This is a genomic window from Clostridium sp. AM28-20LB, from assembly GCF_003480665.1.
In the GTDB taxonomy this organism is placed as follows: domain Bacteria; phylum Bacillota; class Clostridia; order Lachnospirales; family Lachnospiraceae; genus Otoolea; species Otoolea fessa.
This window is the reverse complement of sequence record NZ_QUJN01000001.1, coordinates 685,889-703,078: the sequence shown is the minus strand read 5'-3', so window position 1 is coordinate 703,078 and position 17,190 is coordinate 685,889. Positions and strand designations below refer to the sequence as shown.

Genomic DNA, 17,190 nt, shown 5'->3' with positions numbered 1-17,190 from the left:
TAGGATATTTTTGTTTAGTGCTGTCAGCTCTAAAAAACGTTATTTACCGACAGCCCCTTTTTTATAAAAATTGAGCAACAGAAAAGTTACGAATCTGAATGTAGGGTTTTCAATATTTCAAGCACTGTTTCAGAAGGTAATCCGGTTTCGTGTGCGACTTCTTCGGGACTGTGCTTTTGTTGAAGTAATTGAAGTGCTTGTAGCATTCGCTTTGTGGTTTCTTGAAATTCGGCTTTCCGAATTAATTCTTTTTCACGTTTTTCATCGTATTCAAATAGACACATTTCAATCGCCTCCGCTTTATTTTTACGAAGAAAATCGGCTAGGATATTTTCTTCTATACATTCATTTACAGCGGTAGTGGCCGCTTTGCTGGAATTGCTATTTTCATAGAATAGTATATGTAAGGGGAGGATGCAAGAAGAAAAGAAGTTGAAAAATAGATTGGGTAAATCTTTGCAAATTCCATTTTGAAATGATACAATACAAGAAAAATCTTTGCAAAAAGAAGTGAGAATTTATGATATTTTTAAAACTAAAATATTATTTCAGTAAATTCAAAATCTGCATCTATATATGTGGAGTCATTCTTGTCCTGTTTACGTTTGTGACATTGTTAGGACAAGTGAATCTTTTCACGCGGGCAGATTCTCAAACCCTATTAGGTATACTCGGAACATTGCTTGGAGCAGTTATCGGTGCTGTTTTTTCATTGCTTGGGTCTATATGGGTCAACGCACAGCAGCGAAAAGAAGAATTGAATAGGAAAAGAGCGCAGGAAATTTATCGACCGCTTTATGATGAACTTGTAAATATCCATAAAAACATATTGAAAGAAAATCCATATCCTTCTCTTATTGAATTCAGGACGGGGCATCAGACGATGAAACCGCATCCACAGTATGCTGAATGGCGGAAGATAGAATTGGACAGCCGTTATCTTCAGATCCCGGCGGAGTTAAAGAGACAAATGGATTGCCTGTTTGGGGCGCTGGATGGTTATTTGACGAAACGAAAAGGGGCATCGGATGAAGTGAAGAGAATTCTTGATTCTGTTTTAGAGGAATTCAAACTGCCGCCTTGCAGAATGGAAAATTTTGGAAGTGTGGTATTAGGGGATGTTGTGAGTGGTAAAAGGAAGGGAATTTATGGAGAGAGTATGTATTTTATGGAAGAGGATGTGACGGATGAGGCTGTCATAGAAAAAGTAAATACACGCTTTTATGAGATGGCGGATGAAAGCATAATTTTGAAGGACATGAAGGATGTTTATAATGGCTGGATGCGGGAAGAAGAGATGGCAATTAAAATATTGGAGTTGCTGATTCGGATGGCTGAGAAGTAGAGGAACGTTTTGAATGATGATCTTGCCATTCAAACTATCAAATGTTAATATTAATCATATAAATATGATTAATATTATGAACAGGCAAAGCAACAGCTTCGAAAGGAGTGTGTCAATATGGGGATTTTTGTGAATTCGGATAATTCAGCGTTTCAAGTTGCGTTGAATTCGGAAATCTATATTGATAAAACAGGTTTGTTGACGTATACCAATAAGGTGATGAATACATTGCAGGGATATATTTGCAATAGCCGTCCCAGAAGGTTCGGAAAGTCGATTACGGCGGATATGCTGACAGCGTATTACAGTAAGGGCTGCGATTCAGGGAATATGTTTTCTGGACTTGAAATTAGTCAGAGCCCGGATTTCAAGGAACATCTAAACCGATATGATGTGATTCACTGGGATATCCAGTGGTGTATAGGAGCTGCTGGGGGCGCCGACAGGGTTGTATCGTATATTACAGAGAAAACGATTGAGGAATTAAGAAAATACTATTCAGAAGTAATACCGAGTGACCCGTGTTCGCTTCCAGAAGCACTGTCGTTTATTTGTAATGCAACGAAGAATAAGTTTGTTGTAATTATTGATGAGTGGGATGTTCTGATTCGTGATATGGCGGCGAATTCGAAAATTCAGGATGAATATATAAGTTTCCTGAGGGGATTGTTTAAGGGAACGGAACCGACCAAGTATATTCAGCTTGCTTATTTGACGGGCATTCTTCCTATTAAAAAAGAGAAAACCCAGTCGGCACTGAACAATTTTGATGAATTTACGATGTTGAGCGCGGGTCGCTTGTCTCCGTATATTGGATTTACGGAGGCGGAGGTGAAAGAACTTTCAGAACGCTATCAAGTGGAATTTGATAAGGTAAAGGCGTGGTATGATGGATATGTTCTAAGAAATTGTCAGGTTTATAATCCCAAAGCAGTTGTGAGTGTCATGCTGGATGGTGAATTTAAGAGCTATTGGTCGGAAACCGCGTCTTATGAGGCGATTGTGCCGCTCATTAATATGGATTATGACGGACTGAAAACGGCAATTATCGAAATGCTGTCTGGAGTTGAAGTGAAGGTAGATACGTCAACATTTGGAAATGATATTTCGAATATTCAGAGTAAAGACGATGTGCTGACATATATGATTCATTTGGGGTATTTAGGCTATGATCAGACGAAAAAGATGGCGTTTGTTCCGAATGAAGAAATTCGGCAGGAGTTGACCAGGGCGGTAGAAAGCAAACGCTGGAATGAGATGCTTCTGTTTCAGCAAGAGTCGGAGAGGTTGTTGGATGCAACACTGGATTTGGATGAGAAAGTAGTAGCATCACAGATCGGGAAGATTCATGATGAATATGTATCTGTTATTCAATATCATAATGAAAATTCTTTGAGCAGTGTTCTCGCGATTGCTTATCTGAGTTCGATGCAATATTATTTTAAACCAGTTCGGGAACTACCGACAGGACGTGGATTTGCGGATTTTGTATTTATACCAAAACCAGAGTACAAGAATGATTATCCGGCGCTGGTAATTGAACTTAAATGGAATCAGAATGCACAGACTGCGCTGCAGCAAATTAAAGAAAAGAACTATCCAGAATCGATTTTAAATTATATGGGAAATATTTTATTGGTTGGAATTAATTACGATAAGGTAAGTAAGGAACATACGTGTCGAATTGAAGCATATGGAAAAAATTAATGTATATTTTTGACATAGTAAAAACTATCGTTATATACAGCAATGGCTAAAAGTCCGTCCCACAAACTTTTAGCCACTTTCATTTAAATAAATAACCTCTCTATTTTTAAGAATTCTTCCCTTTCTGCAATCTCGTCAATTCTCTCCAAATCGTCAAAAGCATCGTTCCAAAGCAGGCAATTCCGCCGATAAAGTTGGAAATTGGTTCGGCGGCGAATACGCCGTTGGTTCCCATTCCAAACATACCTGGCAGCAGGAGAGTCAGCGGAACAACGATAATTACTTTTCGGAAAATAGAGAAAAAGATCGCTTTTTTGGATTCGCCCAGACCGACGAAAATCGACTGTCCGGAGAATTGGAGCGACATCATAAAGAATCCGAAAAAGTATAAGCGGATCGCCGGAATACCTGCCGCAATGAGTTCTGCATCCTGATTAAAAATGCGGATAAAGAATGCTGGGAAACCATCGACGATCAGCCAGATACCGGTCGTATATAAAATTGCAATAAAAGAGGTAAAGACGATTGCCTTTTTAACGCGGCCGTATTCTTTTGCCCCATAATTGAAACCGAGCACCGGCTGAGCGCTGTGGGTAACGCCGGTTACCGGAAGAGTTGCAATTTCACGGATGGAGTTGATAACGGTCATAACACCGACGTAGAGATCGCCGCCGTATACCTGTAAGGTTGCGTTGCACATGATCTGGACGGTGCAGTTGGTGATCGCCATCGTGAAACCGGACAGACCGAGTCCGACGATTTTCCGGACCCTCCGTGCGGAAAGGCGCATCGAAGAACGTCTCAGTTTCAGAATTGTTTTGTCACTGGTTAAAAACCGCAGAATCCAGATGGCAGAGAGAAGCTGCGACAGGATGGTGGCGAGCGCCGCGCCGCGGATTCCCATGTGAAGCATAAAGATAAAAATCGGGTCGAGCAGGATATTGGCGGCAGCGCCCAAAAGGACGGTCATCATGCCGATGCGCCCGAATCCCTGTGAATTGATGAACGAGTTCATGCCGAGTCCGACCATCACGAACAGGCTGCCGAGCAGATAGATTGTAATGTAGGCGTCCGCATATGGATAAGTAGCGTCGCTGGCTCCGAACAGATACAGCATTGGTTTGCGGAATATCAGGCAGAGTACGGTCAGAAGCATACCGGAAATAACCATCATGGAGAAGGAATTTCCCATGATCGCCTCGGCTTCTTTGATATCCCCGCGTCCGCGCTCAATTGAGCAGAGCGGCGCGCCGCCCATGCCAAACAGGTTGGCAAATGCGATGACGAGCGTGATGATCGGCAGCGAAAGCCCGATGCCGGTCAAAGATAGGGTGGCATGATCGGGTATGCGTCCGATGTAGATGCGGTCAACGATGTTGTACAGGACATTGATAAGCTGCGCCAACGTCATCGGGATCGCGAGATTCATGATATTTTTAACGATACTTCCTTTGGAAAAATCGTTCTGTGTATTGGAAGCACTCATACAAACTCCTTTTTTCTTGCGTTTGGATACAATCTGATATTATAATAAGGAAAAAGAAATTTGTCCAGAGAGAAAGTCATTCAAAAGAGATTCAAAAAGGAAGTATATTATCAAAAAATGCGTTTTATTGAAATGGAGATTACTCTGATTGATGAAAAACTTGGTTTTTAAACGAATCGATATTGCACAAATAAGAGATTTGTGCTATTCTCAAAGAAAACGAAAGGGGTATGTATTATGCCGAGAGGACCGAAACGTTCTGCATTAGAAGTAAACAAAGAGAAGCTGGCAGCGGTAGAAGAGAAGCTGGCTAAATTAGAAGAAACCGTTAAAGCTCTGAAAGCAGAGAAAAAGGAATTAGCGGCTGAGATTCGTAAAGCTGAATTAAGCGAATTACTGGATGCGATCGAAGAGAGCAATTTAAGCGTAAACGATGTTCATGAGTTTATTAAACAGAATTCTGAGCAGAAATAAATTAAAGAGTGATAAATCATTGTATTCAAAGAATGAAAAGAGAACTGGAAATTAGGGACATCCTGATTTTTGGTTCTCTTTTTTTGTTTGCGGAAAGACGTTTGCAAACGAGAAACATATGAAAGAATGCCGATGTATAAACAGAGGGTTGTTTGAATCGGATTTGAGCCGGGATTGGTGGATGAAACTGGCTTAATGATAAAAAGGAACCGTGCAAAAGAAAGGCGCATATGCTACAATAGGAATATTCAATCAGAGGAACTTGAGATGACTTCTTTGAACGACCCGGTACATCAAAGAGAAATAGAAGAAAAAAAACGAGGTTCCGGGAAAAGAACCGTTCAGATATTTAAAAAGAAAAAGAAAGGAATGAATATGGATCAAAATACGCTTCTTGGGGTTTTGATTCCGTTTGTCGGTACGACGGCGGGAGCAGCCTGCGTCTTTTTTTTGAAAAATGAGTTAAAGCCGATCATCCAGAAAACGCTTCTGGGATTCGCATCGGGGGTGATGGTGGCGGCGTCGGTCTGGTCACTTTTAATTCCGTCGATGAATATGTGCGAAGCGATGGGGCATCTGGCATTTCTGCCGGCATCCATTGGTTTTATGGTGGGTATTCTGATGCTGCTTTTGCTGGATCGTGTGATCCCGCATCTGCATCTGGGAAGTGATGAGCCGGAGGGGCATGTGTGCGGGCTCAAGAAGACGACGATGCTGGTTCTGGCGGTCACACTTCACAATATCCCGGAGGGCATGGCAGTCGGAGTGGTATTTGCCGGATTCTTAGCAGAAAAGAGCGGTATCACGCTTGCAGCGGCGCTGGCGCTTTCGCTTGGAATCGCGATTCAGAACTTCCCGGAGGGAGCGATCATTTCCCTGCCACTTCGGAGTGAGTCAGGGATGAGCCGGAAAAAGGCATTTGCGATGGGAACACTCTCCGGTATCGTCGAGCCGATCGGGGCGCTTGCGACGATCGCCGCGTACCGCTATCTGGAACCGGTTCTGCCGGTTCTCCTGGCGCTTGCAGCAGGGGCGATGATTTACGTGGTTGTGGAGGAACTGATTCCAGAGTCGGCGCAGGGCAGTCATTCCGATATGGGAACGATCGGATTTGCGGTTGGATTTGTGCTGATGATGATTCTGGATGTGGCGCTGGGATAAAAGAAAGCTGGCAGTGCTGGCATGGAATCTGGCTGCTTGAAAAGCGAACATTTGTTCTGAAAAATGCGTTGCAAAATTTTTGAATTTATGTAATAATATTTGTAGCTGTTCAGTAGGTCCGCGCATTTACTGCGCTGACCGTACGAAAACATGGGCTAGCAGGCAAAAATCCCATTGCCGCAGGCAATTTTTAATGGATTTTTGCGCGTGACTGTGAAGGTACTGAACAGTTACTAATATTTTATAGTAAATGAGAACGGTTTACTACTTTTTCGCTAATGAAAAGTCTATAAAACAATGGCTGGCGGGTGTGATGCCAGAGAGTTAGAATGTTCTATTTGCATGATTTCAAAGTCATAAAATAAATACGTATTATAAGTGGAAGAAATCAGCTTGACCTGTGAAATAAAAGCTGCCGTTTGCATCACACGTGTAAATGGCAGCCAATATTATTCCCAGGTCGGGCACAGGAGGAATGAATCTATGGGTAAAACACAGTATGATGCGGACAGCATAACGGTCCTGGAGGGGCTGGAGGCTGTCCGTAAGCGTCCTGGTATGTATATAGGAAGTGTGGGAACGAAGGGACTGAATCACCTGATCTATGAGATCGTGGACAACTCGGTCGATGAGCACCTGGCGGGTGCCTGTTCCCAGATCCGCGTGACACTGGAGGCGGACGGCTCCTGCACCGTCCGGGACAATGGACGCGGTATTCCGGTGGAGATGCATAAAAAGGGTATGGCAGCGGAGCGGATTGTGCTCTCGACCTTGCACGCGGGCGGCAAGTTTGACAACAATGCGTACAAGACGAGCGGCGGTCTGCACGGTGTCGGTTCATCGGTTGTCAATGCCCTCTCAGCGCATCTGGAGGTCAATGTATATAAAAATGGACAGATCCATCACGATGCGTATGAGCGCGGCATCCCGACGGTTGAACTGATCGATGGTCTTCTGCCGGTGGTTGGAAAGACAAGAGAGACCGGAACGGAGATCAATTTCCTGCCGGATCCGGAGATTTTTGAGAAAACGCGGTTCAAGGCGGACTGGCTCAAGAGCCGCCTGCATGAGACGGCATATCTGAACCCGAAGCTGACGATTCTTTATGAGAATAAGCGGGCAGGCGAGGCTGAAAAGGTGACTTATTCGGAGCCGGACGGCATCGTGGCGTATGTGCGCGAGCTGAACAGCACGAAGACGCCGATTCATGATCCGATTTATTTTAAGGGCGTCAGCGACCAGATCGAGGTTGAAGTGGCGTTCCAGTTTGTCGATGCATTTGAGGAAAATGTACTCGGCTTCTGCAACAATATTTTCACACAGGAGGGCGGCACGCATCTGGCGGGCTTTAAGACGCGTTTTACCCAGATGATCAACAGCTATGCGAAAGAGCTGGGAATCCTGAAGGAAAAAGATACAAAATTTACAGGACCGGATACGAGAAACGGCATGACAGCGGTTGTGGCGGTCAAGCATCCGGATCCGATCTTTGAGGGGCAGACTAAGACAAAGCTGGCGAGTGCCGATGCGACAAAAGCGGTGTTCAGCGTGACAGGGGACGAGCTGCAGCTTTATTTTGATCGGAATTTAGAGGTGTTGAAGGCGATCATCGCCTGTGCGGAGAAATCTGCAAAGATCCGGAAGGCAGAGGAACGCGCCAAGACCAATATGCTGACGAAATCCCGTTTTTCCTTTGACAGCAACGGAAAGCTGGCAAACTGTGAGAGCCGCGAGGCGGAGAAGTGTGAGATTTTCATTGTCGAGGGAGATTCCGCGGGCGGTTCAGCCAAGATGGGACGAAACCGCCGCTATCAGGCGATCCTGCCGATCCGGGGCAAGATTTTAAATGTGGAGAAAGCTTCGATGGACAAGGTGTTGGCGAATGCCGAGATCAAGACGATGATCAATGCGTTCGGCTGCGGCTTTTCGGAAGGATATGGCAATGATTTCGATATTGCGAAGCTGCGTTACCACAAGATCGTCCTGATGACGGATGCCGATGTGGACGGAAGCCATATTGATACGCTGCTTCTGACTTTCTTATACCGTTTTATGCCGGAATTGATTCAGAACGGGCACGTATATATTGCGATGCCGCCGTTATTTAAGGTGATTCCGAAAAAGGGAAAAGAAGAGTATCTATACGATGAGAAAGCATTGGAGCGCTACCGCAGAACCCACACAGGGGAATTTACCCTGCAGCGCTACAAAGGTCTGGGCGAGATGGATGCGGAACAGCTCTGGGAGACGACGTTAAACCCGGAGAACCGTGTGCTCAAGCGTGTGGAGATCGAGGATGCCCGGATGGCGTCGGAGATCACGGAGATGCTGATGGGAAGCGACGTGCCGCCGAGACGGCAGTTTATCTACGATCACGCGGATGAGGCGGAGATAGATGCTTAATAGAAAGATTATGAGTAACTGTGAAGGCACTGAACAGTTACGATTATGAAAGTATATGACAGGAATTTAGGAGATAGAAAATAGAATGGCTGAAACGATCATTACGACAGAATATTCAGAGGAAATGCAGCGCAGCTATATGAACTACTCGATGAGTGTCATCACGGCCCGCGCCATCCCGGATGCGAGGGATGGTTTGAAACCGGTACAGCGCCGCGTCCTTTACGATATGGGGGAGCTGCATCTGGGGCACGACAAGCCGCACCGGAAATCGGCGCGTATCGTCGGTGATACGATGGGTAAATACCACCCGCACGGCGACAGTTCGATCTATGAGACGCTGGTCGTGCTTTCCCAGAGCTTTAAGAAGGGAATGCCGCTGGTAGACGGACATGGAAACTTTGGTTCCATCGAGGGCGACGGGGCGGCGGCGATGCGTTACACGGAGGCGCGTCTCCAGAAGTTTGCGGAGGAAGTGTATTTAAAGGATCTGGACAAGACCGTCCGGTTTGTGCCGAACTACGATGAGACGGAGAAAGAGCCGGAGGTTCTGCCGGTCCGCGTGCCGAATCTGCTGATCAACGGTGCCGAAGGAATTGCGGTCGGCATGAGCACCAGCATTCCGCCGCACAATCTGGGCGAGGTCATCGATACGGTGATGGCGTATATCGATCAGCCGGAGATGGAGACGGAAGCGCTTCTGAGCGTCTTAAAGGGACCGGATTTCCCGACCGGCGGCATCATTGCGAATAAGAGTGAACTTCCGGCGATCTATGAGACAGGAACGGGGCGCATCAAACTGCGTGCCCGGATGGAGGTGGAGCTTGGAAAACGCCGTTCTGACCGGGACAAGCTGGTGATCACGGAGATTCCGTACACGATGATCGGCGCTGGCATCAATAAATGTCTGTCGGATATCGCAGATCTGGTTGAGTCCAAGAAACTTGCCGATGTGGTGGATATTTCCAACCAATCGAATAAAGAAGGAATCCGGATTGTTCTGGAACTCAAGAAAGACGCGGATATTGAGAAAATCCAGAATATTTTGTATAAAAAGACAAAACTGGAGGATACGTTCGGTGTCAATATGCTGGCGATCGCGAATGGACGTCCGGAGACGCTGAATTTAAAGGGAATCTTAAAGAATTATCTGGATTTCCAGTATGAAAATAATACCCGCAAGTATCAGGTGCTTCTGGAAAAGGAGCAGGAGAAGAAGGAGATCAAGGAAGGTCTGATCACAGCCTGCGACTGCATCGATCTGATTATCGCGATCCTGCGTGGTTCGAAGAATCTGAAAGATGCGAAAGCCTGCCTGATGGAGGGCGATATTTCCAAAATCCAGTTCCGCACACCGGGATTTGAGGAAGATGCCAAGAAGCTTCATTTTACGGAGAAACAGGCATCTGCGATTCTGGAAATGCGTCTCTATAAACTGATCGGCCTGGAGATCTTGGCATTGCAGAAGGAGTACAAAGAGACACTTCGCAAGATCAAAGAATACCAGAAGATTCTCGGCAGCCGTGAGGCGATGGACGAGGTGATTAAAGAAGATCTGCAGTCAATCAAGGAAGAGTTTGCAGTGGAACGCCGGACGAAAATCGAGGATGGACGCGAGGCAGTGTATGACGAGGCGGCGGAGAGCGCCAGACCGGGCGTGTTCGTGCTGGACAAGTTTGGTTATTGCAAGATTCTGGAACCGTCGATCTACGAGCGGAACCGGGAGACAGTGGACACGGAGAATGTGTATGTACTGCCGTGCCATACGACGGATAAGATAGGATTGTTTACAGATCTGGGTGCATTCCATCAGGTGAAGGTGACTGAGATTCCCTTTGGAAAGCTGCGCGATAAGGGGGTGCCGATCGATAACCTGAGTAAATTTGATGCCACCAAAGAACGTCCGGTCTGTGTGGTGAATGCGGCGCAGTTAAAGGGACAGAAGCTATTATTTGCAACGAAGGATGCGATGATTAAGATCGTGCCCGGCGGGGAATTTGAGACAAATAACCGAACAGTGGCGGCGACCAAGCTGCAGGAGAATGATATGCTTCTCTCGGTACAGCCGGCGGACGGCATGAAAGAGGCGGTCATCCAGACGACCAGCGGTATCTTCCTGCGATTCCCGATCGAGGAGATATCGGAGATGAAGAAGAATGCGAAAGGTGTGCGCGGCATCAAGCTGGGGCGTACCGAGTCGCTGGAGACAATCCATCTGCTGGACGGCACTGAGGATGATCCGATCGTTATGTATAAAGAAAAAACGGTTCATTTGAGCCGTTTGAAAATAGGGCACCGCGATGGCAAGGGAAGCCGGGCGAGAAGCTAGAATCAAACAGAAAGATTCCGAGAGTACATTTACGAAAAAAGGAGGTATTTCATATGGCTGAACTTCAGAACACACCGACCCCTCATATCGGGGCAAAGCAGGGCGAGATTGCGGAGACGATTTTGCTTCCGGGCGATCCGCTGCGGGCAAAGTATATCGCAGAACATTTTCTGACGGATGCAAAACAGTTCAATACAACGAGAAATATGTACGGTTATACCGGCTATTATCAGGGCAAACGCGTGTCTGTCATGGGAACCGGCATGGGCTGTCCGTCGATGGGAATTTATTCCTATGAGCTGATTCATTTTTATGGATGCAGGAATCTGATCCGGATCGGAACTGCCGGTGCGCTGCGTCCGGAGGTAAAGGTGCGCGAGCTTATTTTCGCGATGGGCTCCTGTACGACATCCAACTATGTAAAACAGTTCCGCCTGCCGGGGGATTATTCCTGCGTGTGCAGCTATGAGCTGCTGGAAAAGGCAGTTGAGTCCGCGAAAAAGAGAAATTTAAAATATCATGTCGGTAATATTTTGTGTTCCGATATGTTCTACAACCCGCCGCTTGAGCCGGACGGAACTAGCTGGGCGCAGATGGGCGTGCTGGCGGTGGAGATGGAGTCGGCGGCACTTTACAGCAACGCTGCCTATGCGGGCGCAAATGCGATCTGTATCCTGACCGTATCGGATTCGGCAGTGACCGGAGAGGCGACGACGGCAGAAGAACGGGAGAAGACGTTTACCAATATGATGGAAGTGGCGCTGGATCTGGTGTAAGATAAGCTGGTAAAAGTAGAATTTGAAGTAACTGTTCAGTAGGTCTGCGCATTTACTGCGCTGACCGTACGAAAACAAGGACCAGCAGGCAAAAATCCCATTGCCGTAGGCAATTTTTAATGGATTTTTGCGCGTGACTGTGAAGGTGCTGAACAGTTACAATTTGAAGAGAAAACAGGAGAGAAAAATGATAGGAATTGCTCCAAAGGAGTGGAAAACAGATCTTCCGGAGTTTTGTGAAAAAACGAGGGATTTTTATGCAGGAAAGATGGATAAGGGCTCATATAAGGGCTTTTCAGGACGTTACGGCAGTTATGCACAGAAAGGCGGCGCGGCGAGCATGCTGCGTCTGCGTATGACGGCAGGATGTGTGTCGAAGGAGAAGCTTGCATTTATCGCAAAGGCAATCCGCGCATATCAGGTAAATATGGTACATTTTACGACTTGTGAGAGCGTGCAGTTTCACAATCTGGATGAGAAATCAGTCTGTGAATTGATGGAGCAGGCACTCGATGCCGGGATAGTGACGATGGGCGGCGGCGGAGATTTCCCGCGAAATGTGATGTGTTCTCCGCTTTCCGGTGTGGAAGAGGGCGAATATTTCGACGTTATGCCGTGGGCGAAGGCGGCGGGCGAATACCTGATGACCTTCATCAATGCGGAAAAGATGCCGCGCAAGCTCAAGGTTTGTTTCTCTAATTCACCGGCGAATGTGACGCACGCGACCTACCGAGATCTGGGATTTGTGGCTTGCCCGGACGGAACGTTTGAGGTATACAGTGCAGGCGGTCTGGGAAATAATCCGCAGTTTGGCGTTAAAGTTGCCGAGGGCGTTGCGCCGGAGAAGATTCTTTATTACATTAAGGCGATGTGGCTGACATTCCGGGCATATGGCAATTACGAAAACCGCGGAAAAGCGCGTACCCGGTATATGCAGGAAGCACTCGGCGGAGCGGAAAATTACCGGAAGGCGTATCAGGAAAAGCTTCAGGAGGTACTGGCATCCGGGGAACAGCTGGATCTTTCACGTGAGGAAGTGATGGCAGCGGCAGGAATGAAAGAAAAGCAGGGCAAAACAGGCGATGGAAGCAGCGCGTCGGGAGAACGTGTGCTGGAGCAGAAACAGCCGGGACTTTATACGGTTATCTGGCATCCGATTGGCGGACAGCCGCGCCCGGAGACGCTGGCATCCCTGGGAGAACTGATGCAGTCGATTGACGGCACAGAGCTTCGCTTGGCACCGGATGAAACTGCTTATATCATCAATTTGACCGGAGCAGAAGCAGAGAAGATTCTGGAGGCGACGAAGGAGACGGCTCAGACAAAGTTTGAGACATCGGTAAGCTGTATCGGTGCGTCGATCTGTCAGGTTGGTGCACGCGATTCGCAGGCTCTGTTACAGGCGTGTGTAAAGGCGGTCGGGGAGGCACAGATCCCGGACGGCGCACTTCCGCAGATTCATATTTCCGGATGTCCGTCTTCCTGCGGTACCCACCAGACTGGACCGATGGGATTCCGCGGAGGCGTGCGGATGGCAGATGGCAAGGCACAGCCGGCATTTGTATTTTATCTGGGCGGAAATGAGGTACAGGGAAAAGAGACGATGGGACGTGAGTTTGGCACGATGTTTGAGAGCGAGATTCCGTCGTTCTTAGTCAAACTTGGAAAAGAGATTGCGGCAAGGGGGCTTGATTTTGAGAGCTACCGGACGCAGTACCCGGATGGGATTGAGAAGGCTGCAGCGGAATACTTAGCTTAGAAGAACCTATTTTGAGTTAAAACATCGTTAAATCCGTGACAGACGTTATAAATTTATCAAATGTCCGCGAGTGACGTACAAATGTATTTTTCTTGCGGAAAAATGTTGATTTTTTGTTTGTTTTGTTATAGGATAGACAAGAATTACAGCGGCAGAGTGAAAACGTGTTGCAGAGCAGGAGCTTCCTATCCAAACTCCATCCTGCCATGAGAAGCTGAAAAAGCCGCTGTCAGAAGAGGAGAAAAACGATGAACATGGAAAAGAAATTACGTGTAGGCATTCTGGGAGCAACTGGTATGGTAGGTCAGCGTTTCATCACGCTTCTGGCAAATCATCCGTGGTATGAGATTACTGCGCTGGCAGCAAGCCCGCGTTCTGCAGGAAAAACATATGAGGAGGCAGTCGGCGGACGCTGGAAAATGCAGACCCCGATGCCGGAGTGTGTGAAGAAGATGGCCGTTATGAACGTAAACGAGATCGAGAAGGTAGCATCCGAAGTTGATTTTGTGTTCAGCGCCGTAGATATGACAAAAGAAGAGATCCGTGCGATTGAAGATGCGTATGCAAAGACAGAAACACCGGTTGTTTCCAACAACAGCGCACACCGCTGGACACCGGATGTTCCGATGGTAGTGCCGGAGATCAATCCGGAGCACTTTAAGGTGATTGAGTTCCAGAAAAAACGTCTGGGAACCAAGAGAGGCTTCGTAGCGGTAAAACCGAACTGCTCCATCCAGAGCTATGCACCGGTTCTGACTGCATGGAAGGAATTTGAGCCATATGAGGTAGTAGCTACGACGTATCAGGCAATCTCCGGAGCTGGCAAGACGTTCAAAGACTGGCCGGAGATGGAAGGCAACATCATCCCGTACATCGGCGGTGAGGAGGAGAAGAGTGAGCAGGAGCCGCTTCGTCTCTGGGGAGAGATCAAGGACGGCGAGATCGTGAAGGCATCCGAGCCAGTGATTACCTGCCAGTGCATCCGTGTACCGGTTCTGGACGGACATACAGCAGCCGTATTTGTAAAGTTCAGAAAGAAACCAACCAAAGAGCAGCTGATCGAGAAGCTGGTTAATTTCAAAGGACTTCCGCAGGAACTGGAGCTTCCGAGCGCACCGAAGCAGTTCATTCAGTATCTGGAAGAGGATAATCGTCCGCAGGTACAGCTGGATGTCAACTATGAGAAGGGCATGGGCGTATCTGTTGGCCGTCTGAGAGAAGACAAAGTTTACGATTGGAAGTTTGTAGGTCTCTCCCACAACACACTGCGCGGCGCAGCCGGCGGTGCGGTACTGTGTGCAGAGCTTCTGACCGCACAGGGATATATCCAGGCGAAATAAAGAAATCTGTTCAGAGAATCCGTGAAATAGAAAATTAAAACTGATAAAAGTAAGAACTGCCGCCCAGTGGAGGAGAAGCTGTTTGAAAAACGATGGCTGACTCTGCTCTGGAAGGCAGTTTTTATTTGTGTCATAGGAAACATGTGTGAACAGTGACGAACCTTGAAATTTTTATAATTAGATTTGGAAAAATGGGTGTGCATGAGGGGAAAAGTATTGTATACTTGTAACTGTCCAGTAGGTCTGCGCATTATAAATCAGCTATTTATAAGTTAGACAGATTTATTCTGACAAAAGTAAGCATAAAAAATGCGAGAAATATTTTTCGGATTCTAAAAATTAAGGGGGATTTGGCATGGTTGAGAAGACAATCTTTGGAACAATGGAAGATGGCAGAGAGGTCAGTCGTTATACATTGACGAATCAGAATGGCGTTTCTGCATCCTTTTTAGATCTGGGTGCAATCTGGTCCACGATGCTGGTGCCGGATCGGAATGGAGAGATGGCGGATGTCCTGCTGGGACATGAAACAGTAGCAGACTGCCTGATAAGCGATGGACATCTGGGCGAGGCTGTTGGACGAAATGCAAACCGGATTGGCGGCGCGGCGTTTACGTTAAATGATAAAAAATACGAATTGACGGCGAATGATGGTCCGAACAACCTGCACAGCGGTATGGATTTCTACCGGAACCGTATCTGGGCGGCGGAATATGAGACGGGCATTAATCAGGTTTCTTTTACACTGGAAAGCCCGGACGGCGATCAGGGATATCCGGGAAATGCCTCGATCCGTGTGACCTACACGCTGACAGATGAAAATGAAGTAAAGATTCATTACGAGGGGATCTGCGATCAGGATACTATTTTTAATATGACAAACCACGCGTATTTCAATCTGGCAGGTCATGAGAGTGGTCCGGCGCTTTCACAGATGGTTTACATTGACAGTGATGCGATCACGGCGGTAGACAAGGTGCTGATCCCGACCGGTGAGATCCGCAAGGTGATGGGAACTCCGATGGATTTCTCGGATTTCAAGCCGATCGGATGCGATATTGAAGCGGATTATGATCAGTTAAAACTGGGCGGCGGCTACGATCATAACTGGATTCTCAACCATGAGGCGGGTGTGTCCAGTCTGGCGGCGGCTGCGATCGATGAGGAGAGCGGGCGCAAGATGGAGGTATACACTGATCTGCCGGGAGTTCAGTTCTACACGGGCAATTTCCTGGACGGACAGGTTCCGGGTAAGGGCGGCGTGAAGTATGCGAGACGCCAGGGATACTGCTTTGAGACTCAGTATTACCCGAACGCAGTCAACATGCCGGGATTTGCATCCCCGATCGTGAAAAAGGGCGAGAAATACGATACAACGACCAGTTATAAATTTATGACGGTTTAAATTTGTATTTGATTTGTGATCATTTTGACATAGGATAGAGATTGACATGAGTGAGACAAACAACAAGGGAGTAAAAGTGCTGGCATCTGCCAGCCTTTTATTTGTAACAATTATCTGGGGCAGCGCGTTCGTTGTGATGAAAAATTCGATGGACGCGATCACACCTACATACCTTTTGGCGTACCGGTTTACGATCGCGGCGCTTGGGATGGCGGCTCTTTTCTGGAAACAGATCCGGGGAATGTCGATGCAGGAGTTTAAATGCGGCGCACTGGCGGGATTGTTTCTATTTATCAGTTATTATTTTCAGACGTATGGGCTGAAATACACGACCGCGAGTAAAAATGCGTTTATTACGACGTTGTATGTGGTGATCGTACCATTTCTGGCATGGGCGGTTAATCATGTGCGCCCGAAAGCAAATAACCTGATCGCAGCGGGATTTGCTGTTGTGGGATTGGCGCTTTTATCGCTGAAAGGCGATCTGTCGGTCAATTTTGGTGATTTCCTGACGCTGGTGTGCGGCATCTGCTTTGCGGTTCATATGATTTTTCTGGATCGCTTCACGGCATACTGCACTCCGATCCGCCTGACGGTCATGCAGATGGGAACAGCGGCGGCGTGTTCGTGGGTGCTGGGGCTTCTCACGGAAGGAGCGTTCCATCCGGAAGTATTTACACTGCCGGGAGTAGCAGTTTCGATGCTGTATCTGGGACTCGCATCCAGTATGCTCTGTTTTCTGCTTCAGACAGTGGGGCAGAAATATCTGAGCGCCAGCACATCCTCGATTCTACTGTCGTTTGAATCGGTGTTTGGACTCCTGTTCTCTGTCTGGCTGCTGCATGAGAAGCTGACGGTGCGGATGCTAATTGGCTGTGCGCTGATGTTTGCGGCGGCGATTCTGGCGGAGTGGACGCCGAAGCGGAAAAGTAATTAGAGGAAATTAGGTAACTGTTCAGCAGGTCTGCGCATTTACTGCGCTGACCGTACGAAAACATGGGCCAG

At 47.4% G+C, this 17,190-nt stretch carries 13 protein-coding genes; 11 read left to right on the top strand and 2 right to left on the bottom strand.

Annotated features, from left to right (window positions below):
• Positions 1 to 86: 86 nt before the first annotated feature.
• Positions 87 to 284 carry a hypothetical protein gene (locus tag DW739_RS03105; RefSeq protein WP_118742597.1) on the bottom strand — a complete coding sequence of 66 codons (198 nt, stop codon included), beginning with the start codon at positions 282 to 284 and terminating at the stop codon, positions 87 to 89.
• Positions 285 to 520: 236 nt separating this feature from the next.
• Here DW739_RS03105 and DW739_RS03100 point away from each other — a divergent pair, with 236 nt between their 5' ends.
• Positions 521 to 1,345: a hypothetical protein gene (locus DW739_RS03100; protein WP_118742596.1), complete on the top strand. Its 825-nt coding sequence runs from the start codon at positions 521 to 523 to the stop codon at positions 1,343 to 1,345.
• A 117-nt stretch (positions 1,346 to 1,462) separates the two neighbouring features.
• Entirely contained in the window at positions 1,463 to 3,052 is a 1,590-nt protein-coding gene (locus DW739_RS03095) for an AAA family ATPase (RefSeq protein WP_118570417.1), read from the top strand.
• A 106-nt stretch (positions 3,053 to 3,158) separates the two neighbouring features.
• Here the strand turns inward: DW739_RS03095 and DW739_RS03090 are convergent, their stop codons facing one another.
• Positions 3,159 to 4,538: an MATE family efflux transporter gene (locus DW739_RS03090; protein WP_118570416.1), complete on the bottom strand. Its 1,380-nt coding sequence runs from the start codon at positions 4,536 to 4,538 to the stop codon at positions 3,159 to 3,161.
• Between the two features lie 237 nt (positions 4,539 to 4,775).
• Between DW739_RS03090 and DW739_RS03085 the strand changes: the two genes are divergently transcribed.
• The 9 genes from DW739_RS03085 (at position 4,776) to DW739_RS03045 (ending at position 17,122) form a co-directional block, all read left to right on the top strand.
• Entirely contained in the window at positions 4,776 to 5,012 is a 237-nt protein-coding gene (locus tag DW739_RS03085) for a hypothetical protein (protein ID WP_022360338.1), read from the top strand.
• A 375-nt stretch (positions 5,013 to 5,387) separates the two neighbouring features.
• Positions 5,388 to 6,173 carry a ZIP family metal transporter gene (locus DW739_RS03080; RefSeq protein ID WP_117795818.1) on the top strand — a complete coding sequence of 262 codons (786 nt, stop codon included), beginning with the start codon at positions 5,388 to 5,390 and terminating at the stop codon, positions 6,171 to 6,173.
• A 483-nt stretch (positions 6,174 to 6,656) separates the two neighbouring features.
• Complete coding sequence (locus tag DW739_RS03075) at positions 6,657 to 8,576, top strand: DNA gyrase subunit B (RefSeq protein WP_118468750.1); 1,920 nt, start codon at positions 6,657 to 6,659, stop codon at positions 8,574 to 8,576.
• Between the two features lie 85 nt (positions 8,577 to 8,661).
• Positions 8,662 to 10,905 carry a DNA topoisomerase (ATP-hydrolyzing) gene (locus DW739_RS03070; RefSeq protein WP_118628559.1) on the top strand — a complete coding sequence of 748 codons (2,244 nt, stop codon included), beginning with the start codon at positions 8,662 to 8,664 and terminating at the stop codon, positions 10,903 to 10,905.
• Between the two features lie 53 nt (positions 10,906 to 10,958).
• Complete coding sequence (deoD, locus tag DW739_RS03065; protein WP_107000027.1) at positions 10,959 to 11,681, top strand: purine-nucleoside phosphorylase; 723 nt, start codon at positions 10,959 to 10,961, stop codon at positions 11,679 to 11,681.
• Positions 11,682 to 11,868: 187 nt separating this feature from the next.
• A complete protein-coding gene (locus DW739_RS03060) occupies positions 11,869 to 13,440 on the top strand; it encodes a nitrite/sulfite reductase (protein WP_118628557.1) in 1,572 nt (523 codons plus the stop codon).
• Positions 13,441 to 13,694: 254 nt separating this feature from the next.
• Entirely contained in the window at positions 13,695 to 14,780 is a 1,086-nt protein-coding gene (gene asd / locus DW739_RS03055; RefSeq protein WP_118468829.1) for an aspartate-semialdehyde dehydrogenase, read from the top strand.
• A gap of 355 nt (positions 14,781 to 15,135) precedes the next feature.
• Positions 15,136 to 16,185, top strand: coding sequence for an aldose epimerase family protein (locus tag DW739_RS03050; RefSeq protein ID WP_118742595.1), 1,050 nt, complete (start codon positions 15,136 to 15,138; stop codon positions 16,183 to 16,185).
• A gap of 46 nt (positions 16,186 to 16,231) precedes the next feature.
• On the top strand, positions 16,232 to 17,122 hold the full coding sequence (locus DW739_RS03045; protein WP_118628555.1) for a DMT family transporter: 891 nt from the start codon (positions 16,232 to 16,234) through the stop codon (positions 17,120 to 17,122).
• Positions 17,123 to 17,190: the final 68 nt, after the last annotated feature.

Bases quoted from the DNA above. Each gene is read 5' to 3' on its own strand.
- DW739_RS03045 (WP_118628555.1), top strand. From the start codon at position 16,232: ATGAGTGAGACAAACAACAAGGGAGTAAAAGTGCTGGCATCTGCCAGC.
- deoD (WP_107000027.1), top strand. From the start codon at position 10,959: ATGGCTGAACTTCAGAACACACCGACCCCTCATATCGGGGCAAAGCAG.
- DW739_RS03095 (WP_118570417.1), top strand. From the start codon at position 1,463: ATGGGGATTTTTGTGAATTCGGATAATTCAGCGTTTCAAGTTGCGTTG.
- DW739_RS03100 (WP_118742596.1), top strand. From the start codon at position 521: ATGATATTTTTAAAACTAAAATATTATTTCAGTAAATTCAAAATCTGC.
- DW739_RS03050 (WP_118742595.1), top strand. From the start codon at position 15,136: ATGGTTGAGAAGACAATCTTTGGAACAATGGAAGATGGCAGAGAGGTC.
- DW739_RS03085 (WP_022360338.1), top strand. From the start codon at position 4,776: ATGCCGAGAGGACCGAAACGTTCTGCATTAGAAGTAAACAAAGAGAAG.
- DW739_RS03060 (WP_118628557.1), top strand. From the start codon at position 11,869: ATGATAGGAATTGCTCCAAAGGAGTGGAAAACAGATCTTCCGGAGTTT.
- DW739_RS03090 (WP_118570416.1), bottom strand. From the start codon at position 4,538: ATGAGTGCTTCCAATACACAGAACGATTTTTCCAAAGGAAGTATCGTT.
- DW739_RS03070 (WP_118628559.1), top strand. From the start codon at position 8,662: ATGGCTGAAACGATCATTACGACAGAATATTCAGAGGAAATGCAGCGC.
- DW739_RS03080 (WP_117795818.1), top strand. From the start codon at position 5,388: ATGGATCAAAATACGCTTCTTGGGGTTTTGATTCCGTTTGTCGGTACG.
- asd (WP_118468829.1), top strand. From the start codon at position 13,695: ATGGAAAAGAAATTACGTGTAGGCATTCTGGGAGCAACTGGTATGGTA.
- DW739_RS03105 (WP_118742597.1), bottom strand. From the start codon at position 284: ATGTGTCTATTTGAATACGATGAAAAACGTGAAAAAGAATTAATTCGG.
- DW739_RS03075 (WP_118468750.1), top strand. From the start codon at position 6,657: ATGGGTAAAACACAGTATGATGCGGACAGCATAACGGTCCTGGAGGGG.